A 24,376-nucleotide genomic window follows, 5' to 3' on the forward strand; every position below is an offset into this window, starting at 1 on the left:
CAGGGTTCATACAATGCGCTTGTGTTCACCACTTCTCCTGGTGCTGAGCACAACAAGCTGTGTTGCAATTTTTTATGCGCCTCCCTATAGGCGCTTTTTTTATGCCTATATATCAGTCACCTGTAGCCTTACAGAATGGTCTCATTGCGCCATAACGTGATTACTGTCACAAATAGCCGCTCCTTAGCCACGCTATATTGGAGATTGGCCAGATGGCGACTGAATATCTATCTTTGCTGGCGGTGTTAGCCGGCATCGCAGGGTTCGCACTGTATAAGCACTTTAAATCACAGAAGAAAAACACCCTGCTGCGTCCGCACGATCGTTGACGGACGCGCTCCTGAGGCAGGGTCTCCCTACCCTGCCTCAGGCCACAGAATTGCACCCTGTCATTTTTTTATCACAAAATTGTCACAATATGGCCATATGATGGTTGCGATTATCCGTACTGGCTTAACACCAAGGATTTCGTTATGACCACCATCAAAGCAACAAACCACCAGGAAGCAGAAAAGCTGATCCGTTACGGCACAGCCAAAAAAATTGAACTGGCTTATGACATCGACAGTGATGATTTTTTCCAGCTCGCCAGCCTGTGGTGCGATAGAGGCGCAAAAATCTCCAAAGGGAAAGAGCATTTTATCGTGTCGTTGAAAGGTTTCCGTATCCCTCCGAACGATTAATCCCCCTGCCGCCCCTGCGGCGGCGCCCCTTTTCCCCCGTGTTAAACCGCTCAATGCGCTACATCCCCTCTTCGGCATTTCTGTAAGATAAACATGAATTACAGCAGGCGGTTACCTACACTGGTTACTGCACCTGAACGCCAACTGAGGAGAACCACCATGTCAGCCAACCCACAGCTGCCCAGCACCATGAAAGCCATCGAAATCAGCCAGCCAGGTGAACCCGAGGTTTTAGCTGTCGTCCAACGGCCACTCCCGGTCCTGCAACAGGGGGAGATCCTGGTGAAAGTCGCCGCCGCCGGGGTTAACCGTCCTGACGTCCTGCAACGCCGCGGCCAATACGCGCCACCGCCTGGCGCCTCCGATATTCCTGGTCTGGAGATCGCAGGTACTGTGGTCGCCACCGGCGTTGGAGTACAAAATTACGCCATTGGCGATAACGTTTGTGCCCTGATTGCCGGCGGTGGGTATGCAGAATATTGCAAGGTACATGAAACCAACGTGCTGCCGGTACCGCAGGGCTTCAGTTTGATAGAGGCCGCAGCCATCCCAGAAACTTTCTTTACCGTTTGGGTCAATGTGTTCCAACGTGGCCACCTGAAGGCCGGTGAGACCGTATTGATTCATGGCGGTACGTCGGGCATTGGCACTGTCGCCACCTTGCTGGCGAAAGCTTTCTGCGCCCGAGTGATCACCACCGTCGGCTCGGAAGAAAAACGCCAGGCGAGTCTGGCATTGGGCGCAGATGTGTCGATCAACTACCGCAGCGAAGATTTTGTTGAACAAACAAGACTCGCCACAGACGGCAAGGGAGCAGACGTCATTGTCGATCTGATCGCCGGGGACTATGTGGCGAAAAACTACCAGGCGGCAGCGATGGATGGCCGCATTGTGCAAATCGGCACCCAGAATGGCGTGGTTAAGGAACTGAACCTGATGCCGTTGCTGATTAAGCGTCTGACCCACACGGGCTCGACCCTGCGCGCACGTAGCGTAGAGGACAAAGCGCAGATTGCCGCCGATTTACAGCAAAAAGTTTGGCCACTGCTGGAGCGCGGGGCGTTGAAACCGCAGATATTTAAAACCTTCCCATTGGAACAAGCGGCACAAGCCCATGCGCTGATGGAATCCAGCCAGCATATTGGGAAAATTATGCTGACGCTCTAGAGTACAACACCCCGCAGTCCGCGCTGCGGGGTAAACCTGAAACGTCAAGCGCCGGGCGTATGCACATCGTCAGGCGTAGAGCCGGTATTGGCCAACTTCTCTTGTGCCAACGCTTCATCTTCGCTGTCTTTCTCCAGGCTTTCCTGCTGCTCCCCCTGTTTTGGCGAATACACCAGTTCTACCAAAATCGGGAAATGATCCGATCCTACATGGGGTAAACGACGCAGCGCACCCAGCACAAAATCATCACTGTGGAACACGTGATCCAACGGCCAACGCAGGAACGGATAGCCTGCATGGAAGGTGCTGAACATACCTCGGCCACGGCGCGGGTCCAACAAACCGCTGACTTTGAGGAACAGCCGAGTGGTAGTCGACCACGCCACATCATTGAGATCGCCGGTCACAATGACCGGATACGTCGATTTGTCCACACTTTTGCCCACCATCACCAACTCGGCATCGCGATCTTCTGACTCTTCATTTTCTGTCGGGCTTGGTGGCATCGGATGCACACAGTGCAAGCGTACCTGCGGCCCCTGCGGCAAATGCACCATCATGTGCATCGACGGGATCTGCTCATCCACCAGGTACTGAATTTGGGCGTCGCTAAGTTTCAGCCGTGAATAGACATGCATACCGTACAGATTATCCAGCGGGCATTTCAGCGTGTACGGGTAGTCTTGTTCCAGCACCGACAGTTGTTGCTCCCACCAGTTGTCGGTTTCTACAGCGACCAGCACATCCGGTCGCTCGGTAGCCACCAACGCCAACAGTTTTTCAGCCTGGCGATTAGGGGTTAACACATTTGATACCAAAATGCGGATACGTGGCTTCTTCTGATAACCGGTAAAGTCCAGCACCTGGGGTTTGCTCAACGGGGTATAAGGGTAAATCCATGCGGCCTGATACAGGGCACAGGCCAGGTTTACCGTCATCATGCCCCACACCCAAGGTGACAAGGGCACAAACAGCAAATTAAGCAACAACACCAATAGGGAAAGCACCAGTATTTGCAGGCGGGGAAAATCCCACACCCGAATCCACCAGGCTGCCTGCTTCGACAGTGGCGCAATGGTCACCAGCGCCAGCAAAAGCGTCAGTATGGCGGTAATCCCTGTCACGTTTAATTCCTCATCATCGGCGTGGCCTGTCGGAATGACGGCCTTCTGACTGCCACATCAAGCGGCAGCCAAAGATTGCCATAAAAAACGCCTGCCCCGCCAGCCAGCTTAAGGAATAATCTTGCGACGGCGGAACTCATCAAACAGCGCAAACAGCATCGCTTCCGTCTCGATAAATGCGTGGAAGCCAAAGCGGCGTGCCTTACTGCCATCCGCGAACATGTCGTAATCCCACGAAAAAACAAAGTCGGCAAAGCGCCAGCTCGCCACCGCGCCATAGTCAGTCTCGGCCAAGTCATGCTGTTGCACAAGGCGTTGCCACAACTCGCTTTTATCCGCCATCACCGAGTCCAGCACCAGGGGTAACGGCGGTGCTATCTCCATGTCAAAATAGGCGGCAATTTTTGGCCACATCTCGCTCCAGCGGAACAAATCACCATTATTGATGTTAAACGCCTGATTGGCCGCCGCCGGTTCTGTCGCCGCCCAAAGCGTAGCGCGCGCCAGTAGCCCGGCATCGGTCATTTCCAACAGGCTGTGATAAGCACCCGGTTTACCGGGAAAACGCAACGGTATCCCCAATGCCTTGCTGATAGAGGCATAAACGGCGATGGTCAGTGCCAGGTTCATCGGATTGCCCAGTGAGAAACCGCCAACAACGCTTGGACGGATTGCACTCCAATGCCAACTCTTCCCTTGCTGACGCCGTTCCAGATAACGCTGTTGCGCAAGATTAAACTCCGGCGGCATGTGTCCAGCATCACTCTCCCTCGCTGGCGTTTTAAAAGGTCCCAGATGGGCACCGTAGACTTTATAGCCCTGCATCAGGCTGATGTGTTCCAGTCCCGGTGCAAACGGCTCCAATGCCTCCACAACATGCGTTAACATCGCCACATTCGGCGCAACCAACCCCGCCCAGTCCGACGCATCCTGATAAGCCGCGTAGAAAATGTGGCTGACCCGGGTCAACGAACGCAAAGCGTTATCCGTTGCCTGCGCATCCAACAGATCGACGGCCAGATAACGCACTCGCGCCCGATCGACGCCCCCGCGCCTGGACAGGCCAATCACCTGCCAGCCTTGTTGCTCCAGCTCATCAATCAGCCTGCTGCCAATAACGCCGTTAGCGCCTACCACCAATGCCACTTTATCGTTTTGCATATATGCCCCACTCAGTATGAATTGATGTATTCACTGTGAGTGATAAGCAACGCTTGCGGTAGAAGGCCTTTCTTACTAACACTTATAAGTAAATTCTATAGGTGGAACAGCAATGGACAAACTGAGCGCAATGAAAACCTTCGTCCGCGTGGCCGAACTCGGCAATCTTTCTGCCGCTGCCCGCGATCTCGGCCTGACTCAGCCGGCTGTCAGCCAGCAAATAGCCGGTTTGGAACAGCAGCTGGGGGCGCAGTTGCTGTTTCGCAGTACCCGAGCCGTAACCTTGACCGACGCCGGTGCCGGTTATTACCAACACATCAAACCGATTCTTGCGGCGGTGAACGACGCTGAAGAAGCGTTGCAGGGATTGAACCAGAAACTGTATGGCCCGTTGCGTATTCACGCGCCAACGGGTTTCGGCCAGCAGCACCTGACACCGCTGGTCATTGCCTTTCAGCAACTCCACCCGGCACTGAATATCGAGCTGTTGTTGGATGACCGCCGCGCCGACGTGATAGGGGAAGGCGTTGACGTAGCGATTCGCTTTGGTGAACTCAATGCCCCAGGCATCGTCTCGAGACGATTGGGGGGATTGCAACGGATGCTGGTTGCGTCACCGGCTTACCTGGCACGACATGGCACACCGCAAACGCTGGCAGAGCTGGCAGCACATTCGCATGTACGCTACAGCGGTCTCACCGACGGTGACTCGTTGACGTTAATCGGCCCTCAGGGTGCCGAGATGGTAAATTTGCGTCCGGTTTTTCGCGCGAACAATACCTTTTCACTGCTGGCCGCTATCGAGGCAGGGCTGGGGATTGGTGGTGCGCAGCGGCCGCTGATTGGTCGGCAACTGTCTACCGGTGCGCTCGTGCCGGTTTTGCCTGACTGGCACTACCCAGCAATGGCATTGCATGCGGTTTATCCCGGCGCGCGGTTCATTCCTCGCAAAGTACGGGCCTGGGTGGATTACCTGCAGGAAGCGTTGGGAGACATTGAGGGAATAAGCGTGAATCATGCCCCCGGCAATGCGCCGAGGGCATAAGCATTATTTGAACAGTTTACCGACCATGTCGCCCAGTTCGTTGCTGTCTTGCTGCACTTCACCATTGGGTGACGCCGCGTCAGTGACCGTTGGCAGAAACTGCGCAATCGTCGCTGATGCCTGAGCAGGATCGATCCCCAGCTTTTCTGCCAACTGGTTAATCGCATCGCTACCCAGCGCCTGCTGCACGTGATCGCCGCTTATCTGCTGGTTTTCACCGTTGCCCAGCCATGAGCCGACCACATCGCCGAATTGCCCCTGACGGAACTTGTCCAGAATCGCCTGCAGACCACCCTGTTGCTCAACCCATTGCATGATAGCAACGTAATCCAGGCCTTTACCGTTACCGCCGCCCAGAATGTTGCCCAATACGCTATCAAACAGACCCATGGTAATCTCCTTCAGGCCGTCGGCATAAGCCGCACGCCCCTGTGACTTAACGAAAAAGGGCCGCCGTAGCGACCCTATTGATCAGCACCGAATCAGTTTCTGATCTTTCTGTAGACAAAAAGTACTACCAGAGCACCAATTACCGCGACAACAAAACTGCCCAGGTTGAAGCCGTCAACACGGCCCATACCGAAGAAGGTACTGATATAGCCGCCGACAACAGCACCGATGACCCCCAGGATGACGGTCATGATAAATCCGCCACCGTCCTTGCCCGGCATGATCCATTTAGCCAAGATACCGGCGATTAAACCAAAAATGATCCAGGAAATGATGCCCATTTTTACTCTCCCTATTACCTTTTGCCTAAAAGAAACTCTATCACCAGACCCACGACGGCGCCTGCTCCAACCCTGATCGATATTTTCGCACTGGTATTTCCCTGTGCTTGCCGTGACCGGCAGCGCGATACAGGGTGAATCGCGCTAAACACGCATCTTCACACTGTTACTATAGACAAATATCAGCAGTTTACACATTTCCGTCTGTCTGAATTTGCCTGTACATAAAACGACCACATTCATCTAACTGTCATTTCTGCGCGCTATAACAAGGATGAATTTTCCTGCGGGAGACAGACCATGACCAACACACCCTTTTTACTGATACTGGCCGCGTTATACGCCCTGGCTGCCGTCTGGGATGGCTCTGCCACCCTCCTGCTTATGTAATGTTACACATCCTTTGTCACTTTATTGTTGGCTTTAATTGTGTCTTGTTTTTTCAGCAAATTTAATTGGCTGAAAACCAATAATAAATTCCGCCGCGTTTAGATAAAAATCCCATAGGCCATCAGGCTTTAGGGTTCACAAAACGGCTTGATTAAGTGGCTAAACCACTCGGCAAACGCGATGAAACGTGCCGAACGCTGGCGGCGGTGCGGGTAAAGCAACGCAATGCCCATCGCTGGCGGACGAGCCTGTGGCAAGATTTCACACAGACTGCCGTTATCCAGATGATGCTGAACATCAAATCGGGGTATCTGCATCAACCCCAGCCCTGCTAAACAACACCCGATATAGCTTTCTGCATTGTTAACCGTAACCCGGCTGCGTAGCGTTTTTTCACCATAGTGCTCCCCCTGTTGCCACGACCAGGTATCTGCCCCTGCCAGCGTAGGTTGCGCATAGCCCACCACCCAATGATCGTCCAATTGAGCAGGCGTATGCGGGATACCGTAACGCTGCAGGTAGTCCGGGCTGGCGCAGTTAATCATGCTGAGTCGGCCCAGTGGCTGGCTGACCAGGCTGCTGTCGCTGAGGCTACCCACGCGTACCACGCAGTCGACCCCTTCCTGAATCAAATCGATTGAGCGGTCGCTGGCACTGAGAAATAACTGAATATCGGGGTACTGAGAAAAGAAATCGGGCAATGCGGGTACCAGCATCCGCCGGGCTATGCGGCTGGGGACATCAACGGTCAGACGACCATCAATGGGGCCGTTTTGGCGGTGAAAAAGGTTTTCCAATTCTTCCACGTCACCCAGCAGGTTGCGTGCTTTCTCAAGTAACAGTTCACCGTCGCTGGTCAGTTGTACCCGCCGGGTGGTGCGATGAAACAGACGAGCGCCCATTTCATGTTCCAGTTGCTGTATTGCCGCCGACACCGTGGTTTTCGGCATCATCAAGATTTGCGAGGCTCGGATGAAACTGCCTACCTCGGCAACCTGGATAAAAACCCGTAATCTCCCTATTTTATCCACCGATTGTGCATCCTGATAAACAGGCTGCGGCACAGGCCGCAGCAGAATTGAGATTAACGAGTAGTATAGCCACCGTTGGCAAACAGCGTCTGACCGGTGATCCACCAGCCGTCAGTGACCAAAAATTTAACGATTGGCGCGATGTCTTCGATGTCGGTCAGACCCGTTTTCGAAAACTTGCTCAGTGCAGCAGCACTGCTGTGATAGTCCACCGCTTCCTTGCTTTCCTGGCCGTAGAAGAACGGGGTATCCATTGGCCCTGGGCCGATTGCATTCACGCTGATCCCGCGTTCGCCAAATTCTTTGGATGCAGCGCGGGTGAAGTGCTCTACCGGCGCCTTGCTGCCAGGATAGACCGCATAAAATGGCGTGTAGGCAGCCAACAATGAACTGACAATCGTCACAATGCGCCCGTTGTCGGCCAGATGTTTACCCGCCTGTTGGATAAAGAAAAACGCCGCCTTGGCGTTGATGTCAAAACTGCTGTCGTAATCTGCTTCGGTGACGTCGGCAATCGGTTTTTTGATCACCAGACCCGCTGTATTGATCGCAATATCCACTTTGCCGAACGCCGTGACCGCCTCTTCGAACAGCCGTGCCACGTTACCAGGCTGCGTCAGATCGCCCTGTACCGCTATCGCCTGTGCACCTGCTGCTTTCACTGCCTTCAGCGTGTCTTCCGCTGCCGTTCGAGTCGCATCACTGTTGTAATGCACCACCACGGCCGCCGCACCGTTAGCCGCCAGATCGCGTGCTACCAGGCCACCCAAGTTCTTCGCGCCGCCCGCGATCAAAACGACTTTTCCATTTAAAGATTGCTTGCTCATTACAGTCACTCCGTTAGTGAAGGGTGTAACGAGTATAGAAACTGTGACCGCTCAGATAATCTGTCCAAACTGGGATGAACTGTCCCGGTTTTTTGGCCAATAGCCCCCGCAATGCATGAAATTCTTACAGCGTGATCGCCCACAAGGCATTCAGCGCTAATCGCACTACACTTGTAAGTTGCCAACGGCAATAGTCGCAAACAGAAACTATTGCTTCCCGCCCGTGGGCACTCAAAGGTTCTGACGGGCCATAACAGAGGTCAATGTCATGTTGATTCAACCCTATTTATTTTTTAGCGGTAACTGTGAGCAGGCGGTTAACTTCTACGTGGCGCAGTTGGGCGCTAAACTTGAAATGATGATGCGTTACAAAGAGATGCCGGAAGAGGCCAAGCAAGGAAACCCGCAAGATGTCGATCCAGAGGCCATCATGCATGCGCGGTTATTGATTGGTGAAACCGCGTTGATGGCCTCCGACGGTTGCCCACAAGATGGCGCCGACGCATCGCACAAAGGATTTGCGCTGTCACTCAATCCGAGCAACGTCGAACAAGGGCGTGAGCTGTTTGAAAAGCTTTCACAGGGCGGTCAAGTGACCATGCCTTTCCAGCCCACCTTCTGGGCCAAGGGTTTCGGCATGCTGACCGACAGGTTTGGTGTTAATTGGATGGTTAACGTTGAATAACGCGTCATCTCGGTGCGGTGTCCGCCGCCGATAGCGGCCATCGTACCGCCAACGCTCAGTTGTAGTGATACCAGTCGTACGCCGCCATGGCGAACAACACAAACATGGCAGCCAACAGCACCAGCCCTAAACGCCAGTAAGGCGATTTACGCCGCCGCCAGGCAAACCCAATCAATAACGCCAGCACCCCCAAGGTTACTGGATAATAAACAACCAACGTCAATAAACTAATAATGATGTAATCAGACATGCCGGGATCCCTTATTATTCTCTAATCCGGTTTTATGGCGAATTGTATACCGATGAATTTCACCTTGTCTCTAGAGGAACACCCCGCTCATCGCCATGTTTGAATGGGACTCGCATACGACACCTACGCAATCGGGAACGAATATGTTCGCATGGCAGTTTGCTCATTTTGCGTAAGGGAGTAGTGGTCTGCCGGATTAACGAATAAGATGTAGGATTGTTCTTAACACGATTTGAAGATTGTATAGCAAGGGTGACATGACACAGCAGCAACCTCAGAATGCCGAGCAGCCGCACAACGGTAAAAATTCCCCGTTATTATTCCAGGCCGGCGTATTTGTCGTCATCGTTGCCGCCACGTTGATCCTGTTTAACGCCTGGCAGATTTGGAATGCGCACCAGCGTGACCTGCAAAGCGCCAACCATGAATCTGCTAATCTGGCACGCTCTTTGGCGCAGCATGCTGATGATACCTTTATGCAGACAGACAGCACGCTGGCTGATCTTACCGAACGGATTCAACACGATGGGTTAGGCCAACTGCAACAATTGCGGCTGCAAAGAGTCATGCAATCCCAGGTCGGTAACCTGCCTCAACTGCACGGTCTGTTTGTCTACGATGCTAAAGGAAATTGGATCGTCACTTCATCGGGAAGATTCGTACAAAACGCCAACAATGCCGATCGCGAGTATTTTAAATATCACCTCGATCACAACAGCAACACGATCTATATCGGTAAAGTCGTGCGTAGCCGTTCTACCGGCGATTTAATCATCCCGGTGTCGCGGCGTTTTAATAACCCGGACGGCAGTTTTGCCGGGGTAATCTTGGCCACACTGTACGTCGATTATTTCCGCCAGTTTTACGATACCTTTGCGTTAAACAGCGATGCATCACTCAACCTGTTATTGGCGGACGGCACCATTCTCTACCGTCGCCCTTATTCCGTTGCCTCCATCGGCAAGAACATCTCTGATGGCGTGCTGTTTCGCGAAATTCTGCCGCACTCCGAATTCGGTAATGCCACCATTATCTCGCGCTACGACAAGGTGGAACGGATTTATGGCTATTCGCGAGTGAACCGTTACCCATTGGTGATTGCGGCGGGCTTGTCGAAAGAAGATGCACTGGCCGATTGGCGCAATGACTCTGGCGTATTTGCCCTGGGGGGGTTCACCCTACTGGCTATTCTGCTGGCGTTGGGCCTCGTGCTGATGCGCCAAATCAATCACAGCGTACGAACCGAAGCTGAACTCATGCGCACCCGAGATCAGCTCACCAGCATCAATCGCACGCTGGAAGAGCTGGCACTGCTGGATGGCCTGACTGGCCTGGCCAACCGCCGTCAATTTGATATCGCGTTAAAAAATGAGCTGATGCGCGCTTCACGCAATTATCGCAGCGTGGCGTTGTTGATGCTGGATATCGACTATTTCAAGCAGTATAACGACATCTACGGCCACGTCGCCGGCGATCAGTGTCTGCAGCAGATCGGGCAGATGCTTAAAGGGTTAGCCAGCCGCAGTAACGACATTATGGCCCGTTACGGTGGTGAAGAAATGGGCATCATTCTGCCGGATACCGATGCTCAAGGCGCGTTTATCTTCGCTGAACGCGTTATCGAAGCAATGCGTGATTTGAAAATACCGCATCGGGGCAACCCTCATGGCATCGTCACCATCAGTATTGGTATCTATGCCAAGGTTCCGCATATGTATAACGACACACCTATTGGTTTTATCAACCAGGCAGACAGTGCGCTGTACCAAGCCAAAGAACAGGGTAAAAACTGCATTTATTCCGCTTAACATTCTGGGCCGCCTCCGCAGGAGGTGGCCCAGCGATAAAATAACCGCCCAACACACCAAAAAAACACAATCCACTGATTAAAAACAAAAAATATAATTAACCTTTTGATTTGTTTTTATATGGGAAGAATTAACGCTCAGCCACTCTTTTTTTACCTATTCGTGCGCTTGGCATCTTCGTTTAATGTCTGTTTACTATTTACCGCATTTTAATAGTGCTACGCTTAAAAACGCGTTCCTATTAATAATAATTAATAAAACCCAATGAAATAATCCCCCTTGGTTATAAATTCCTTTCAAAGTAAAAACAATTAAAGCATCAACCCTTCGCAAGGAGATATTATGCGTGCGGATAGCCTTACGCCTGAACAGGCAGTGATGAACTTGCCACAACGGCAGTGGGATATGGCTCCCTCATCCCTTTCCTTCTCCGCCGTAGAGGCACTGGAGCAAGGTAAGATCCTCTTTTTACCGGAGCTGGCTTTTTCATTATCGCCAGAGGAAATAACGTTACTTGACCCTACACTGGTCGATGCCAAACGTAAAAACATCAGTTATTGGCCAGAAAGGGATAAATTATCCGGCGTGGCGGTCGCGGGACAACAACCACAAGTCCAGGCACTGTTGGCACGCTATTATCAGTCCTGCCGTCAGTTGATCTCCGGGTTATTGCCGCACTACCAGCAAACGCTGCATTCGCCCACCAACAGCTTGCGTCTGCATCCGGTTTCGGCCTGGCGTGCAACCAGTTCATGGCGTAAAGACGACAGCCGGCTGCACGTTGATGCCTTCCCTTCTCGTCCAAATCACGGGGAACGCATCCTGCGAATCTTTACCAACATCAACCCGAACGGAGAGCATCGCCAATGGCGTATTGGTGAGCCTTTTCCCGAATTAGCGCAACGTTTTATCCCGCGCCTGTCCCGCTATTCACCGTTGAGCAGTTGGTTGCAGCATAAAGTCGGTATTACCAAGCGCCGACGTAGCCATTACGACCACCTGATGCTGCAACTGCATGACGCCATGAAAGCCGACCAACACTATCAGCAGCAGGGCCCGCAACTGGCGCTGGATTTGCCACCGGGTAGCAGTTGGATCTGTTTTTCCGATCAGACGCCGCACGCGGCAATGGCAGGCCAATTTATGTTGGAACAGACCTTCCTGCTGCCGGTAGACGCCATGAAAAACCCGCAACAATCGCCGCTAAAAGTATTGGAAACACTGCTGCACCAGCCATTGCTTTAGCCCGGTTCCATCAGCAGGGTTTCCCTGCCGTGGCATCAGTGGCTGGTGCTCCACGCCTGGCTTCAGCCACCGGGGTGCCAATGCCGGCAGCAATTGCAAATGCAGGCCATTGCGTAGACCCAACCATGTTGACCAGAGTAAGGCGCTTCTTAACCCAGGCGCCCTACCCCCGCCGCCATCAGCTTGCCGGCGCAATATCCCCTTCCTGACGCGCTACCAGCGTGAGAATACTGTATAGCGCCACCGCTTGCTGGTGCTGATTGAGTACCTGGACATCCCACACCACCACGCCATGCGGACGATCTTCTGCCGTTTTCTGCGGCTTACGGATTTTTTTCTTGCAGGTCAGTCGCACCTGAATGGTATCGCCAATCTTCACCGGTTCGATAAAGCGCAAGTTTTCCATGCCATAGTTGGCAATCACCGGCCCTACGCCAGGGTCAACAAACAGCCCGGCCGCGGCGGAAACCACAAAATAGCCGTGGGCGACTCGCTCGCCAAACAGAGACTCGGCAGCGCCGATCTTGTCCATATGCGCATAGAAATGGTCACCGCTCAGACAGGCAAAATTAACAATATCGGCCTCGGTTAGGGTACGGCGTGCCGTCAGCAGGCTTTCGCCCAGTCGCAGTTGTTCAAAGTATTTACGGAATGGATGAACCTGATCCTCAATCACCGTGGCCCCGCGCACCCACTCACGGCCGATTGCCGCCAGCATCGCCGGGCTACCCTGGATCGCGGTGCGTTGCATATAGTGTTTCACCGCCCGCAATCCGCCCAACTCTTCGCCGCCGCCGGCGCGCCCTGGCCCGCCGTGTACCAGCATCGGCAGTGGCGAACCGTGGCCGGTGGATTCCGTCGCCGCATGCCGATCCAGGATCAGCATGCGGCCATGCGCGCAGGCAGTAGCGCGAATAAACTGTGTCGCCAACGCTTCATCGGCAGTGACCAACGATCCTGCCAGGCTCCCTTGGCCCATCAAGGCCAGTTCTATCGCCTGTTCGGTGTGTTGATAGGGCATCAGCGTTGCCACTGGGCCAAATGCCTCAGTGCCGTGCACGGCCTGATGAGCAAAGGGATCGGCGCAATAAAGCAGGGTGACCGGGTAAAATGCCCCGTTTTTCGCGCCGTCCCCCATGATGTCCAGTTTATCTGCCACCGCACCGCACAACGGCTCGCACCCATTGTGCAGCAAGTAGTCGACCTTCTGCTGCACATCATCGCGCTGCTCATGGCTGACCAACGCGCCCATGCGCACCTGCTCCAATTTTGGATCGCCGATTGTCACGCCCGCTAACCGCTGCAACAGTGCCTGCTGCACGTCCGCCACCCGCTTCGCCGGTACGATAATCCGCCGGATAGCCGTACATTTTTGCCCGGCTTTGGCGGTCATCTCACGGCACACCTCTTTGATAAACAGCGCAAACTCGGGCATCTGTGGCGTGACGTCTTCCCCCAACACGCAGCAGTTGAGTGAATCCGCTTCCATGGTGAAGGCGATAGATTTCTCCAGCAGGCGCGGATGAGCACGCAGTAGCTGGCCGGTCTGCGCCGACCCCGTGAAGGTCACCGCGTCCTGGTAATCCAGATGTTCAAACATGTCACCTACGCCGCCACAGACCAATTGCAATGCGCCTTCAGGTACCAAGCCACTGTCGATAATCAGCCTGACCATCGCCTGCGTTAATTGGGCCGTCGCCGTTGCCGGCTTAATGACAGCCGGCATGCCAGCCAGCCAGGTCGGTGCCAGTTTTTCCAGCATCCCCCAACAAGGGAAGTTAAAGGCATTAATATGCAGCGCGACACCTGGCCGCGATGTCAGTACGTGGCGAGCGGCAAACTGCGACTGTTTGGACAGTGGAATCAGTTCATCCTCCGGCCACAGGGTATCGTCCGGCAGTTCACGCCCCGCCAACCCGGCATAGGCGAACAACGTGGCAATCCCCCCCTCGATATCCACCCAACCGTCACTGCGCGTCGCGCCGGTCTGGTATGAAATTTCATACAGCGCCTCTTTATGCGCCAACAGGTGTTTCGCCACCGCTTTCATCATTTGTGCACGCTGCTGGAAGGTCATTTGTGCCAGCGCCTTGCCACCTTTATTGCGTGCGTACTCCAGGCTGGCAGCCAGTGGCAACCCGTCGGAACAAACCTGATACAAGGGTTCGCCGGTGACGGCATGATGGATTTCGCGGGCGGCGCCCTGACCGAACACCCAGCCGCCAGAAAGGTAACTGTGTAACTGCTGCATTTGATCCTCCAGAATTCATAATTTTACACAACAAGGATTAATGACGTATCACATATTGTCCAGTTCACACCAAGGTAAAATTTAACAAAATTAAAACACCAAGCCTGTCAGCATCGCAAAAAAGACGGTTTTCAGCACTGAGGTGATTTTAAATAAGTAAAGATAACAATAAGATAATTAAAGCACTTGTGAGTACCATCGCAAAACCACACAAATCTCATTTGATCTTTTTGTTATCAGTTTGTAGCCTTATGGTTAGTTAACGTGATTCACATTTTTATATTTAATGTGAAAAATACGAATCACCAAGAGGCAAGCATGACAACTGACGCGCAACAACAGCAGCACTTCGACGACAAAATTGCGGCGGATACCGCCATTGAAGCCAAAGATTGGATGCCGGATGCCTACCGCCAAAACCTGATCCGCCAGATTGGCCAGCATGCCCATTCCGAAGTGGTCGGCATGCTGCCTGAAGCCAACTGGTTAACCCGAGCGCCTACCCTGCGTCGCAAAGCGGTATTGCTGGCAAAAGTCCAGGACGAAGCCGGTCACGGCCTGTACCTCTACAGCGCAGCCGAAACCCTGGGTTGCTCGCGTCAGGACATCTACCAAAAGATGCTCGACGGCAAAATGAAATACTCCTCCATCTTCAATTACCCGACGCTTAACTGGGCGGACATCGGGGTGATTGGCTGGCTGGTGGACGGCGCGGCTATCGTCAATCAGGTAGCCCTGTGCCGCGCGTCTTACGGTCCTTACGCACGCGCAATGGTGAAAATCTGCAAAGAAGAAAGCTTCCACCAGCGTCAGGGGTACGAAGCAGTAATGGCAATGGCTAACGGTAATGAACAGCAGAAAGCGATGCTGCAGGACGCGATTAATCGTTTCTGGTGGCCCGTACTGATGATGTTCGGTCCCAGTGATACCGACTCGCCCCACAGCGCACAAAGCATGGCCTGGAAGATCAAACGCCACAGCAACGATGAACTGCGGCAGAAATTTGTCGACAACACCGTGCCGCAATTGGAAGCACTGGGGATGAGCGCACCGGACGCTGACCTGGCGTGGGACGCCGCTGCCGGCCACTACCGTTTCGGCAACATTGACTGGCGTGAACTGCACGAGGTGATCAAAGGGCGTGGGCAATGCAATCACGAACGACTGCAGGCCAAACGTCGCGCCTGGGAAGACGGTGCCTGGGTGCGTGAAGGCGCCCTGACCCACGCGTCGAAAAACACCTCAACCGCTGCATAAAAGGAATCGATGATGACACACGTTGAATGGCCGCTGTATGAAGTGTTTATCCGCAGCAAACAAGGGTTGGCACACCGCCATGTCGGCAGCCTGCATGCCGCTGATGATCAAATGGCGCTGGAAAATGCACGCGATGCCTATACCCGCCGTAATGAAGGCTGCTCAATCTGGGTGGTGCAGTCCAGTCACCTGATCGCCTCACAGCCTGAGGATCGCGAAGCTTTCTTCGATCCGTCCGATGACAAAATTTACCGTCATCCGACGTTCTATACCATTCCCGACGGCATCAAGAACATGTAGAGGCGGTTATGACCCTTAACGATCCGCGAATCACTTATATCCTGCGTCAGGGCGACACGCCACTGATCCTCGCCCAACGGTTGTGCGCCTGGTGTGGACACGCACCGGAGCTGGAAATCGACCTGGCGCTGGCGAACATTGGCCTGGACCTGCTTGGCCAGGCGCGCAACTTTCTCGGCTATGCCGCCGAGCTGGCGGGGCCGCAATACAACGAAGACCGTTTGGCTTTCGGTCGTGACGAACGCGAGTTTCACAACCTGCTGCTGGCAGAGCAACCCAACGGCGGTTTCAACGACACTCTGGTACGCCAGTTCCTGATCGATGCCTATCACGTACAACTGCATCAGGCCCTGAGCAACAGCCGCGATGCTCAAATAGCCGCTATCGCCGCCAAGTCGCTAAAAGAAGCGCATTACCACCTACGTTTCAGCCGCGGCTGGATGATCCGCCTGGGTGACGGTAGCCCACTCAGCCATCAAAAAATCCAGCAGTCGCTGGACAACCTGTGGCGATTTACCGCCGAACTGTTCCACGCCGATGACCTGGAGCAGCAATTAGCAGAACAGGGTATCGCCGCCGATCCACGTCAGCTTGAAGCACCGTGGCTCGCGCTAGTCAATGACACGTTACAAGAAGCCACCCTGACGTTGCCCGCAGAGCAGGCGTTCCGCCATGGCGGCAAACAAGGGCAGCATAGCGAGCACCTCGGTCCACTGCTGGCAGAGATGCAATTTCTGCAACGCGCCTATCCGAACGCGAACTGGTAGGAGGCCGTTATGAACATAACCCGGCTACAGGCCCCTGAGATCCCGCAAATTTGGCACTGCCTGCAACAGATCAGCGATCCGGAATTGCCGGTGCTGTCGATTACCGATCTGGGCATGGTGCGCGACGTTGAGGCTGAAGGTACCGGCTGGCGCATTACCTTTACGCCGACCTACTCCGGTTGCCCCGCCACCGAGTTCCTGCTTGAGGCAATAGAACAGCGCCTTGCAGAGGCAGGATTCAGCCCAGTGAAAGTGACGATCCAACTCAGCCCAGCCTGGACCACCGACTGGATGAACGCCGCTGCACGCGCACGGCTGCGCGAATATGGCGTTGCGCCGCCACAGGGGCAAACCTGTGACAAACCGCAGTTGCACGGCCCGGTACCTTGCCCGCGTTGTGGCAGCACTCACAGCGAGAAAATCAGCGAATTTGGTTCCACTGCTTGCAAGGCGTTGTACCGCTGCTGCGATTGCCGTGAACCCTTCGATTACTTCAAATGTATTTAGGAAACGCCATGACGGTCTTCCATCGCCTGAACGTCGCCGCCATCGAGCGCGAAACGCCGGACGCCGTAGCCATCACACTGCGGGTGCCCGAAGAACTCAAAGGTCACTATCGCTACACGCCGGGTCAACATCTGACGCTCAAGGCGCAGATTGACGGTGAAGAGTTACGTCGCTGCTATTCCATATGCAGTTCGCCGCAGGAGGGGCTGTTGCAGATTGGCGTTAAAGCCATTCACCAGGGGCGATTCTCCTCGTTCGTTAACCGCATGCTGAAGGTCGGTGACGCGCTGGAGGTCATGGTGCCACAAGGGCGTTTCGGCTATCAGCCACAGGCAGAAAATAGCGGTAACTATCTGGCCATTGCCGCCGGTTCCGGTATTACGCCAATGCTGTCGATCATCAAAGCCACGCTACAACTCGAACCACGCAGCAGCTTCACGTTAATTTACGGCAATCGCAGCAGCCGTTCGATGATGTTCAAAGAAGCACTGTCCGATCTGAAAAACCGCTACCCGCAGCGCTTTCAGCCACTCTATATGTTCAGCCAGGAAAACCTGGACAGCCCTTTGCTGAGTGGTCGTATTGACCGCGAGCACCTGCTGGCTATCGGCAAGACCCTGCTGGATTACCCTGACTATGACCACGCCTTTATCTGCGGGCCTGAAGCCATGATGGACGATGCCCAAAGCGTGCTGGAACAGGCCGGCGTGCCCACTGGGCACATTCATAGTGAACGTTTTAACACCAGCGGCATTGCCGTTCGGCCGGTCAATGATGGCAATCGTAACGCCACCCAAGTGGAAATCTTGCTTGATGGTCGTCGCGTGAATATCGAGGTTGGCGCACAGGACGACAGCATTCTTGATGCAGCGCTGCGTCAAGGCGCCGATCTGCCCTATGCGTGCAAAGGTGGGGTATGCGCCACCTGCAAATGCCGTTTAAAGGCCGGCCAGGTGGATATGGCCGTCAACTACAGCCTGGAGCCGGATCAGTTGGCGGCAGGTTACGTATTGAGCTGCCAGTCGTGGCCTCGCGGCGACGGTGTGGTCTTGGACTTTGACGTATAGGAGCCACCAATGGAAACCCCTTTGATCCTGCGACAGCAACACCAGCGCGTGGTGACACTGACGCTCCACCGCCCAGAGGCCCGCAACGCCCTGAACACCCCGTGCCTGGAACAGCTGGTTTATTTGCTGGAACACGCCGACGCCGACACCGGCGTTGGCGCCGTGGTCATTACCGGTGCCGCCCGTTTCTTTGCAGCCGGTGCCGATCTGCATGAGCTGCAGCAACAAGATCTGCCCGCAGCGCTGACAGATCGTCGCCCGTCGCTGTGGCAACGGCTGGCACAATTTAGCAAACCCCTGCTAGCGGCAGTGAACGGTTATGCGCTGGGTGCAGGCTGCGAACTGGCCCTGGCCTGCGACATCGTTATCTGCGGTGAAAGCGCCCGCTTTGGCCTACCGGAAATTACCCTCGGCTTGATGCCGGGTGCCGGTGGCACACAGCGATTAATCCGCTGCGTCGGTAAGTCTCGAGCCAGCCAAATGGTGCTGACAGGAGAAGCCATTACCGCCGCAAGTGCATTGCAAGCCGGATTGGTCAGTGAGGTATGCGTAGATGCACTCACGCTGGAACGCACACAGCAGATAGCCGAACGCATCAGCCTACAAGCACCGCTGGCACTCCGTGCCGCCAAACAGGCTCTGAAACAGGCTGAAGAAACCGGCCTTAGCCAGGGGCTGGCCATTGAACGTCAGCAATTCGTCACTCTGGCGGCCACCGACGATCGCCGTGAAGGCATCGCCGCCTTCTTCGAAAAACGTACGCCAAACTATCAGGGGCGCTGATTTATGGATAATGCATTGATTCTCACCCACCTCGAAGCCGGGGTGCTGACCCTGACCCTCAACCGTCCGGACCGGCTCAACAGCTTTAACGATGAGATGCACCGCCAGTTAAGTGAAGCGCTCACTCTCGCGGAAAGGGACGACAAGGTACGCTGCCTGCTGATCACCGGAGCCGGGCGTGGTTTTTGCGCCGGACAAGATCTCAATGATCGCAATGTCAGCGTTGAGCAACAGGCACCCGACCTCGGTCTGTCAGTGGAACGTTTCTATAACCCGCTGATCCGCCGCCTGACCACCTTGCCAAAACCGGTGGTATGCGCCGTCAATGGCGTAGCGGCAGGCGCTGGTGCTGCTCTGGCGCTCGCCTGCGATATCGTGATTGCCGCCGATAACGCCAACTTTATTCAGTCCTTCTGTCGTTTGGGCCTGGTACCGGATTCCGGCGGCAGCTGGTTCCTGCCACGCTTGGCAGGCCACGCCCGCGCCATGGGCATGGCCATGCTGGGTGACAAAATCAGCGCACAACAGACGCTGGCCTGGGGCATGATCTGGCAAGTTGTGGCTGCGGATGAATTGGCGTCAACCAGCCAAACATTGGCACAGCACCTGGCCACTCAACCAACCTATGGGCTGGGGCTGATTAAAAAAGCCCTCTACAGTTCGGCGAACAACACCCTCGATCAGCAGCTTGATTTGGAACGCGATCTACAGCGCCTCGGCGGCCGCAGCGACGACTACCGTGAAGGGGTCAGTGCCTTCTTCGCCAAACGCCCTCCTTCTTTCAGCGGGAAATGATCATGAACCTGCCGAACGTCAACGCAAGGGTCGCGGTGATCGGTGCCGGAACCATGGGGATAGGTATCGCCCAAGTGGCGGCTCGCGCCGGGCATCAGGTACTGCTATTTGATATCGCCGCCACCGCCGCCCAACGGGCACTCGACGCGCTCGGGCAGCGGCTGCGCCTACGGGTTGCGTCTGGTAAGGCTGATGCTGCCAGCACCGAAGCGTTGCTGGCACGCATTCATCCGGTAGATGCATTGAGTCAACTGGCCGACAGCGAACTGGTGATTGAAGCGGTAGCAGAAAAACTGCCGATCAAACAGAGCCTGTTCCGCGAGCTGGAGGCCCTGTGCTCCCCTGCCACTCTGTTTGCCAGCAACACGTCATCATTGTCCATCACCGCCATTGCGGGAGCCTTACAGCACCCACAACGCCTGGCTGGTTTGCACTTCTTCAACCCAGCACCGCTGATGAAGCTGGTCGAGATCGTCAGCGGCCTGGACACCAGCGCCGAAACCGTGGCGACGCTGCAAGCGCTCACCCAACAATGGGGTAAACAAAGCGTCCTGTGCCGTTCCACACCCGGTTTTATTGTGAACCGCGTAGCACGGCCTTTTTATGCCGAAACCCTCCGCGCGTTGGAAGAACAGGTCGCCGATGCCACGACGCTCGATGCCGTGATGCGTGACGCGGGTGGCTTCGCCATGGGGCCACTGCAATTGACCGATATGATTGGTCAGGACGTCAACTACGCCGTGACCGAGTCCGTATTTCACGCCTTCTTCCAGGATCCCCGTTTTACACCCTCTCTGGTACAGCAAGAACTGGTCGCCGCCGGCCGCCTGGGGCGGAAAAGCGGCCAGGGGTTTTACCGTTATGGCGATCATCCTCAACCGGCTGCCACCTGCTTACCCGCCTCGACCGCCGCGTTACCACGCAGTATCACGCTGCACGGCGATCCTGCGGGCATGACTCTGTTGGCCACTTTGCTGACGGAAAATGCGGTCACGATCAAACAACCTGGCCAGACCAGCGCATTTGCCCGGATAGATGAAGTTACATTTATGTTAACAAATGGTAAAACAGCTAGCCAAATCGCCGAGGAAACCGGGCCCCCCGTGGTGCTGTTTGATCTGTCCGCCCACTATTCGCAGGCGTCCACCGTCGCCATAAGCTGCGCGGCGCAAAACGACGCCCGGCACAACGCCACGGTAGTGCGCCTGCTGCAATCCCTTGGCAAAAAAGTGATTCAGTTACCGGACTATCCCGGCCTGTTGGTCATGCGCACCCTCGCCATGCTGGCGAATGAAGCACTCGACGTGGTGAACAAGGGCGTTGCCAGTGCTGCCGATACCGATCGCGCCATGTGCTGCGGGGTCAATTACCCTCGTGGCCCGCTGGAATGGGCAGCCGCTCTGGGTTGGCAACAGATCCTGACCACGCTGGAAAACCTGCAACACTATTACGGTGAACCTCGCTACCGTCCCATGCCGCTGCTGCGCCACTACGCATCCCTCTCTTCAGGAGCCCAATGATGAACGCCAATACGCCCCATGCGCTGGCGCAACGCTGCGCCGAACAGATGTTTCAACAAGATACCTGCGCGCAGGCAATGGGCATGCGTGTGGATGCCGTAGATGCCGGTTTCGCCCGCGTCAGCATGACCGTCGGCCCGCAGATGCTCAATGGGCACCAGACGTGCCATGGCGGTCAACTGTTTAGCCTGGCGGATACCGCCTTCGCTTACGCCTGCAACAGCCAAGGGTTAGCCGCTGTCGCATCCGGCTGCAGCATCGATTTCATCCGCCCTGCGCTGGCAGGCGATCGCCTGACCGCCAGCGCCGAAGTACGCCATCAGGGCAAAACAACGGGGTTATATGACGTGGAAATCGTCAACCAACTGGGCAAAACCGTCGCTTGGTTCCGCGGCCGTGCACATCGCCTGGGCCACCACATTTTAGGGGAACAACCATGAAACAGGCGTTTATCTGCGACGGCGTCCGCACGCCAATAGGCCGTTACGGTGGTGCACTCGCCAACGTGCGTGCTGATGATTTAGCCGCGCTGCCGTTGCGTACTCTGCTGGCCCGCCATCCCCAGGTGGACTGGTCGTTGGTTGATGACGTGATCCTGGGTTGTGCCAATCAGGCCGGGGAAGATAACCGCAATCTGGCACGCATGGCGGCGCTACTGGCCGGTCTGCCGGTCAATGTGTCCGGTACCACCGTCAACCGTTTGTGTGGCTCAGGGTTGGACGCCCTGGCAATGGCGGCGCGCAGCATCAAAGCCGGTGACGCTGAGCTGGTATTGGCTGGCGGTGCGGAATCGATGACGCGGGCACCGCTGGTGATGGGCAAGGCCGACAGTGCCTTCAGCCGCCAGGCACAACTGTATGACACCACCCTGGGCTGGCGTTTTATTAATCCGCTGATGCAGGCACAGTTCGGCACCGACTCGATGCCAGAAACAGCCGAAAACGTGGCGGCACAGTTCAACATCAGCCGTGCCGATCAAGATGCTTTCGCGCTGCGTAGCCAGCAACGTACTGCTCAGGCACAAGAGCGCGGATGGCTGGCGCAGGAAATTGAGCCGGTCAGCCTCAGCGGCAAAAAAGGCGTCGTCACGCTGTTCAGCCGGGACGAACATCCACGCGCAGACACTCAGTTGGCGCAATTGCAGGCGCTGAAAACCCCGTTCCGCCAACCCGGCACGGTAACCGCTGGCAACGCATCCGGCTTGAATGACGGGGCAGCTGCGCTGATCGTCTCCTCTGAGAAAATGGCCCTAAGCCAGGGTTTAACGCCGCGGGCGCGTATCGTCGCCACCGCCACCTGCGGTGTCGAACCCCGCCTGATGGGCATGGGACCGCTGCCCGCGACCCGCAAGGTGCTGGAGATAGCCGGACTGAGTCTGGCGCAAATGGACGTGATTGAACTCAATGAGGCGTTTGCCGCCCAGGCGCTGGCCGTGCTGCGCCAGCTTGGCCTGCCTGACGACGCACCACAGGTAAACCCCAACGGCGGTGCGATCGCCCTGGGCCACCCGCTGGGTATGAGCGGTGCGCGTTTGGCGCTGGCCGCCCTGTTTGAACTGGAACGGCGTTCCGGTCGCTACGCACTGTGCACCATGTGCATCGGCGTCGGCCAAGGCATCGCCATGATTATTGAGCGAGTTTGATCCCCGAGGCTAACTATGACAACTAATCCACAGCCACTCGATGCCATTGAGTTCGCCTCGCGCGATGAGATTGAAGCGTTGCAATTGGAACGTCTGAAATGGACGCTTCACCACGCTTACAACAATGTGCCGATGTATAAACGCAAGTTCGATCAGGCGGGTGTCCACCCCGACGATCTCAAACAGCTGAGCGACCTGACCCGCTTCCCCTACACCACCAAGCAAGACCTGCGTGACAACTATCCCTTCGACACCTTCGCCGTGCCGATGGAGCAAGTGGTCCGTATTCATGCCTCGTCAGGGACCACGGGGCGGCCAACCGTCGTCGGCTACACCCAGCGGGACATCGATAATTGGGCGGATATTGTTGCGCGCAGCCTACGAGCCGCCGGTGCCACCGCCAAAGACAAGGTGCATGTGGCCTACGGCTATGGGTTGTTTACCGGCGGACTGGGGGCGCATTACGGTGCGGAGCGGCTTGGGGCAACGGTGATCCCGATGTCCGGTGGGCAAACGGAACGACAGGCCCAGTTAATCCTGGATTTCAAACCCGACGTGATCATGGTGACGCCTTCCTACTGTTTGACATTGATCGACGAGCTGGAGCGCAAAATGGGTGGCGACGCTCGCGGCTGTTCACTGCGTCTTGGGGTCTTCGGTGCCGAACCCTGGACCGAAGCGCTGCGGCACGAGATCGAAAGCCGCATGGGCATCAAGGCACTGGATATTTATGGTTTGTCCGAAGTGATGGGCCCTGGGGTCGCCATGGAGTGCGCAGAAAGCGGCGGTGGCCCAACGATCTGGGAAGACCACTTCCTGCCGGAGATCATCTGCCCGGAGACCGGCATCGCCCTGCCAGACGGACAGCACGGTGAACTGGTGTTCACCACCCTGACCAAAGAGGCGCTGCCGGTGATTCGCTATCGCACCCGCGATCTCACCCGCCTGCTGCCGGGCGACGCACGCCAAATGCGCCGAATGGGGAAAATTACCGGTCGCTCCGACGACATGCTGATCATCCGCGGCGTCAATGTCTTCCCGTCGCAGGTTGAAGAACAAATTATGCAGTTCGAACAGCTGTCACCGCATTATCAACTGCAAGTCAGCCGCAGCGGGCACCTGGATACGCTGGCGGTGCGCGTTGAATTGAAAGAAGCGGCGCTCAGCCTCAGCCACCAGCAACGCTGTGAGATCTGTCACCAGTTACGCCACCATATCAAGTCGATTATCGGCGTCAGCACCGACGTCAGCATCGCCAACTGTGGCGACATTCCGCGTTCGGAAGGCAAGGCCCAGCGCGTGATTGACTTAAGACCGCGCTGATTCAACGGGCGTCACGG

General features: G+C 55.6%; 26 protein-coding genes. 18 read left to right on the forward strand and 8 right to left on the reverse strand.

The genetic code is table 11. From position 1 onward, the window contains the following. The first annotated feature begins 212 nt into the window (after positions 1 to 212). The 3 genes from JOE25_RS26675 to JOE25_RS12605 all read left to right on the forward strand — a co-directional run bounded on the left by JOE25_RS26675 (position 213) and on the right by JOE25_RS12605 (position 1,850). Positions 213 to 329, forward strand: coding sequence for a FeoB-associated Cys-rich membrane protein (locus JOE25_RS26675; RefSeq protein ID WP_209635680.1), 117 nt, complete (start codon positions 213 to 215; stop codon positions 327 to 329). A 144-nt stretch (positions 330 to 473) separates the two neighbouring features. Beyond that, positions 474 to 683, forward strand: coding sequence for a hypothetical protein (locus JOE25_RS12600; RefSeq protein WP_061806577.1), 210 nt, complete (start codon positions 474 to 476; stop codon positions 681 to 683). 159 nt (positions 684 to 842) lie between these two features. Then, a complete protein-coding gene (locus JOE25_RS12605) occupies positions 843 to 1,850 on the forward strand; it encodes an NAD(P)H-quinone oxidoreductase (RefSeq protein ID WP_209635683.1) in 1,008 nt (335 codons plus the stop codon). A 44-nt stretch (positions 1,851 to 1,894) separates the two neighbouring features. Here JOE25_RS12605 and JOE25_RS12610 read toward each other — a convergent pair whose 3' ends face one another. Then, positions 1,895 to 2,974: an endonuclease/exonuclease/phosphatase family protein gene (locus tag JOE25_RS12610; RefSeq protein ID WP_209635685.1), complete on the reverse strand. Its 1,080-nt coding sequence runs from the start codon at positions 2,972 to 2,974 to the stop codon at positions 1,895 to 1,897. A 108-nt stretch (positions 2,975 to 3,082) separates the two neighbouring features. Then, entirely contained in the window at positions 3,083 to 4,135 is a 1,053-nt protein-coding gene (locus JOE25_RS12615) for an SDR family oxidoreductase (protein ID WP_209635687.1), read from the reverse strand. Positions 4,136 to 4,247: 112 nt separating this feature from the next. Here JOE25_RS12615 and JOE25_RS12620 point away from each other — a divergent pair, with 112 nt between their 5' ends. Further along, entirely contained in the window at positions 4,248 to 5,180 is a 933-nt protein-coding gene (locus JOE25_RS12620) for a LysR family transcriptional regulator (protein WP_209635689.1), read from the forward strand. Between the two features lie 3 nt (positions 5,181 to 5,183). On the opposite strand, the gene JOE25_RS12625 is transcribed toward JOE25_RS12620, so the two are convergent. From JOE25_RS12625 to JOE25_RS12640, 4 genes are all read right to left on the reverse strand, one after another. After that, the gene (locus JOE25_RS12625) at positions 5,184 to 5,570 is read right to left on the reverse strand and encodes a YidB family protein (RefSeq protein ID WP_209635692.1); all 387 of its coding nucleotides are present in this window, start codon (positions 5,568 to 5,570) and stop codon (positions 5,184 to 5,186) included. A 92-nt stretch (positions 5,571 to 5,662) separates the two neighbouring features. Continuing rightward, on the reverse strand, positions 5,663 to 5,911 hold the full coding sequence (locus tag JOE25_RS12630) for a GlsB/YeaQ/YmgE family stress response membrane protein (RefSeq protein WP_135317107.1): 249 nt from the start codon (positions 5,909 to 5,911) through the stop codon (positions 5,663 to 5,665). 518 nt (positions 5,912 to 6,429) lie between these two features. After that, the gene (locus tag JOE25_RS12635; RefSeq protein ID WP_209635694.1) at positions 6,430 to 7,332 is read right to left on the reverse strand and encodes a LysR substrate-binding domain-containing protein; all 903 of its coding nucleotides are present in this window, start codon (positions 7,330 to 7,332) and stop codon (positions 6,430 to 6,432) included. A 53-nt stretch (positions 7,333 to 7,385) separates the two neighbouring features. Then, positions 7,386 to 8,159, reverse strand: coding sequence for an SDR family oxidoreductase (locus JOE25_RS12640; RefSeq protein ID WP_209635696.1), 774 nt, complete (start codon positions 8,157 to 8,159; stop codon positions 7,386 to 7,388). 268 nt (positions 8,160 to 8,427) lie between these two features. Here JOE25_RS12640 and JOE25_RS12645 point away from each other — a divergent pair, with 268 nt between their 5' ends. Further along, positions 8,428 to 8,844, forward strand: a complete 417-nt coding sequence (locus JOE25_RS12645; protein WP_209635698.1) for a VOC family protein — start codon at positions 8,428 to 8,430, stop codon at positions 8,842 to 8,844. Between the two features lie 55 nt (positions 8,845 to 8,899). Here JOE25_RS12645 and JOE25_RS12650 read toward each other — a convergent pair whose 3' ends face one another. Then, complete coding sequence (locus JOE25_RS12650) at positions 8,900 to 9,094, reverse strand: hypothetical protein (protein ID WP_209635700.1); 195 nt, start codon at positions 9,092 to 9,094, stop codon at positions 8,900 to 8,902. A 257-nt stretch (positions 9,095 to 9,351) separates the two neighbouring features. On the opposite strand from JOE25_RS12650, the gene JOE25_RS12655 reads away from it, so the two are divergent. Together JOE25_RS12655 and JOE25_RS12660 are read left to right on the forward strand one after the other, a co-directional pair. Beyond that, a complete protein-coding gene (locus tag JOE25_RS12655; protein ID WP_209635702.1) occupies positions 9,352 to 10,902 on the forward strand; it encodes a GGDEF domain-containing protein in 1,551 nt (516 codons plus the stop codon). A gap of 342 nt (positions 10,903 to 11,244) precedes the next feature. Next, complete coding sequence (locus tag JOE25_RS12660; RefSeq protein ID WP_209635704.1) at positions 11,245 to 12,147, forward strand: Kdo hydroxylase family protein; 903 nt, start codon at positions 11,245 to 11,247, stop codon at positions 12,145 to 12,147. Between the two features lie 178 nt (positions 12,148 to 12,325). Here the strand turns inward: JOE25_RS12660 and paaZ are convergent, their stop codons facing one another. Continuing rightward, entirely contained in the window at positions 12,326 to 14,398 is a 2,073-nt protein-coding gene (gene paaZ / locus JOE25_RS12665) for a phenylacetic acid degradation bifunctional protein PaaZ (protein WP_209635706.1), read from the reverse strand. A gap of 318 nt (positions 14,399 to 14,716) precedes the next feature. Here paaZ and paaA point away from each other — a divergent pair, with 318 nt between their 5' ends. Genes paaA through paaK form a run of 11 tightly spaced genes read left to right on the forward strand, consistent with a single transcriptional unit; the run spans position 14,717 to position 24,359 of the window. Further along, positions 14,717 to 15,655, forward strand: coding sequence for a 1,2-phenylacetyl-CoA epoxidase subunit PaaA (gene paaA, locus JOE25_RS12670; RefSeq protein ID WP_209635708.1), 939 nt, complete (start codon positions 14,717 to 14,719; stop codon positions 15,653 to 15,655). A 12-nt stretch (positions 15,656 to 15,667) separates the two neighbouring features. Next, positions 15,668 to 15,955, forward strand: coding sequence for a 1,2-phenylacetyl-CoA epoxidase subunit PaaB (gene paaB, locus JOE25_RS12675; protein ID WP_017893307.1), 288 nt, complete (start codon positions 15,668 to 15,670; stop codon positions 15,953 to 15,955). A gap of 8 nt (positions 15,956 to 15,963) precedes the next feature. Beyond that, positions 15,964 to 16,722, forward strand: coding sequence for a 1,2-phenylacetyl-CoA epoxidase subunit PaaC (gene paaC / locus JOE25_RS12680; RefSeq protein WP_209635710.1), 759 nt, complete (start codon positions 15,964 to 15,966; stop codon positions 16,720 to 16,722). A gap of 9 nt (positions 16,723 to 16,731) precedes the next feature. After that, on the forward strand, positions 16,732 to 17,229 hold the full coding sequence (paaD, locus tag JOE25_RS12685) for a 1,2-phenylacetyl-CoA epoxidase subunit PaaD (protein WP_209635712.1): 498 nt from the start codon (positions 16,732 to 16,734) through the stop codon (positions 17,227 to 17,229). A gap of 8 nt (positions 17,230 to 17,237) precedes the next feature. Then, entirely contained in the window at positions 17,238 to 18,296 is a 1,059-nt protein-coding gene (gene paaE, locus JOE25_RS12690) for a 1,2-phenylacetyl-CoA epoxidase subunit PaaE (protein ID WP_209635714.1), read from the forward strand. A gap of 9 nt (positions 18,297 to 18,305) precedes the next feature. Then, complete coding sequence (gene paaF, locus JOE25_RS12695) at positions 18,306 to 19,079, forward strand: 2,3-dehydroadipyl-CoA hydratase PaaF (RefSeq protein ID WP_209635716.1); 774 nt, start codon at positions 18,306 to 18,308, stop codon at positions 19,077 to 19,079. 3 nt (positions 19,080 to 19,082) lie between these two features. Then, positions 19,083 to 19,874: a 2-(1,2-epoxy-1,2-dihydrophenyl)acetyl-CoA isomerase PaaG gene (gene paaG, locus JOE25_RS12700; protein WP_209635718.1), complete on the forward strand. Its 792-nt coding sequence runs from the start codon at positions 19,083 to 19,085 to the stop codon at positions 19,872 to 19,874. A 2-nt stretch (positions 19,875 to 19,876) separates the two neighbouring features. Then, the gene (locus JOE25_RS12705; protein ID WP_209635720.1) at positions 19,877 to 21,394 is read left to right on the forward strand and encodes a 3-hydroxyacyl-CoA dehydrogenase; all 1,518 of its coding nucleotides are present in this window, start codon (positions 19,877 to 19,879) and stop codon (positions 21,392 to 21,394) included. After that, on the forward strand, positions 21,394 to 21,834 hold the full coding sequence (gene paaI, locus JOE25_RS12710; RefSeq protein ID WP_209636129.1) for a hydroxyphenylacetyl-CoA thioesterase PaaI: 441 nt from the start codon (positions 21,394 to 21,396) through the stop codon (positions 21,832 to 21,834). Before JOE25_RS12705 ends, paaI begins: the two co-directional genes overlap by 1 nt. Beyond that, on the forward strand, positions 21,831 to 23,036 hold the full coding sequence (gene pcaF / locus JOE25_RS12715) for a 3-oxoadipyl-CoA thiolase (protein WP_209635722.1): 1,206 nt from the start codon (positions 21,831 to 21,833) through the stop codon (positions 23,034 to 23,036). Before paaI ends, pcaF begins: the two co-directional genes overlap by 4 nt. Positions 23,037 to 23,051: 15 nt before the next feature. Further along, positions 23,052 to 24,359, forward strand: a complete 1,308-nt coding sequence (gene paaK, locus JOE25_RS12720) for a phenylacetate--CoA ligase PaaK (RefSeq protein WP_209635725.1) — start codon at positions 23,052 to 23,054, stop codon at positions 24,357 to 24,359. Positions 24,360 to 24,376: the final 17 nt, after the last annotated feature.

Source organism: Serratia sp. PL17 (assembly GCF_017832355.1).
Classification (GTDB): domain Bacteria; phylum Pseudomonadota; class Gammaproteobacteria; order Enterobacterales; family Enterobacteriaceae; genus Serratia.

Bases quoted from the DNA above. Each gene is read 5' to 3' on its own strand.
- paaG (WP_209635718.1), top strand. From the start codon at position 19,083: ATGGATAATGCATTGATTCTCACCCACCTCGAAGCCGGGGTGCTGACC.
- JOE25_RS12660 (WP_209635704.1), top strand. From the start codon at position 11,245: ATGCGTGCGGATAGCCTTACGCCTGAACAGGCAGTGATGAACTTGCCA.
- paaE (WP_209635714.1), top strand. From the start codon at position 17,238: ATGACGGTCTTCCATCGCCTGAACGTCGCCGCCATCGAGCGCGAAACG.
- JOE25_RS12705 (WP_209635720.1), top strand. From the start codon at position 19,877: ATGAACCTGCCGAACGTCAACGCAAGGGTCGCGGTGATCGGTGCCGGA.
- pcaF (WP_209635722.1), top strand. From the start codon at position 21,831: ATGAAACAGGCGTTTATCTGCGACGGCGTCCGCACGCCAATAGGCCGT.
- paaF (WP_209635716.1), top strand. From the start codon at position 18,306: ATGGAAACCCCTTTGATCCTGCGACAGCAACACCAGCGCGTGGTGACA.
- JOE25_RS12615 (WP_209635687.1), bottom strand. From the start codon at position 4,135: ATGCAAAACGATAAAGTGGCATTGGTGGTAGGCGCTAACGGCGTTATT.
- paaB (WP_017893307.1), top strand. From the start codon at position 15,668: ATGACACACGTTGAATGGCCGCTGTATGAAGTGTTTATCCGCAGCAAA.
- JOE25_RS12605 (WP_209635683.1), top strand. From the start codon at position 843: ATGTCAGCCAACCCACAGCTGCCCAGCACCATGAAAGCCATCGAAATC.
- paaI (WP_209636129.1), top strand. From the start codon at position 21,394: ATGAACGCCAATACGCCCCATGCGCTGGCGCAACGCTGCGCCGAACAG.
- JOE25_RS12630 (WP_135317107.1), bottom strand. From the start codon at position 5,911: ATGGGCATCATTTCCTGGATCATTTTTGGTTTAATCGCCGGTATCTTG.
- JOE25_RS26675 (WP_209635680.1), top strand. From the start codon at position 213: ATGGCGACTGAATATCTATCTTTGCTGGCGGTGTTAGCCGGCATCGCA.
- paaC (WP_209635710.1), top strand. From the start codon at position 15,964: ATGACCCTTAACGATCCGCGAATCACTTATATCCTGCGTCAGGGCGAC.
- paaD (WP_209635712.1), top strand. From the start codon at position 16,732: ATGAACATAACCCGGCTACAGGCCCCTGAGATCCCGCAAATTTGGCAC.
- paaA (WP_209635708.1), top strand. From the start codon at position 14,717: ATGACAACTGACGCGCAACAACAGCAGCACTTCGACGACAAAATTGCG.
- JOE25_RS12640 (WP_209635696.1), bottom strand. From the start codon at position 8,159: ATGAGCAAGCAATCTTTAAATGGAAAAGTCGTTTTGATCGCGGGCGGC.
- JOE25_RS12645 (WP_209635698.1), top strand. From the start codon at position 8,428: ATGTTGATTCAACCCTATTTATTTTTTAGCGGTAACTGTGAGCAGGCG.
- JOE25_RS12620 (WP_209635689.1), top strand. From the start codon at position 4,248: ATGGACAAACTGAGCGCAATGAAAACCTTCGTCCGCGTGGCCGAACTC.
- paaK (WP_209635725.1), top strand. From the start codon at position 23,052: ATGACAACTAATCCACAGCCACTCGATGCCATTGAGTTCGCCTCGCGC.
- paaZ (WP_209635706.1), bottom strand. From the start codon at position 14,398: ATGCAGCAGTTACACAGTTACCTTTCTGGCGGCTGGGTGTTCGGTCAG.
- JOE25_RS12625 (WP_209635692.1), bottom strand. From the start codon at position 5,570: ATGGGTCTGTTTGATAGCGTATTGGGCAACATTCTGGGCGGCGGTAAC.
- JOE25_RS12600 (WP_061806577.1), top strand. From the start codon at position 474: ATGACCACCATCAAAGCAACAAACCACCAGGAAGCAGAAAAGCTGATC.
- JOE25_RS12650 (WP_209635700.1), bottom strand. From the start codon at position 9,094: ATGTCTGATTACATCATTATTAGTTTATTGACGTTGGTTGTTTATTAT.
- JOE25_RS12655 (WP_209635702.1), top strand. From the start codon at position 9,352: ATGACACAGCAGCAACCTCAGAATGCCGAGCAGCCGCACAACGGTAAA.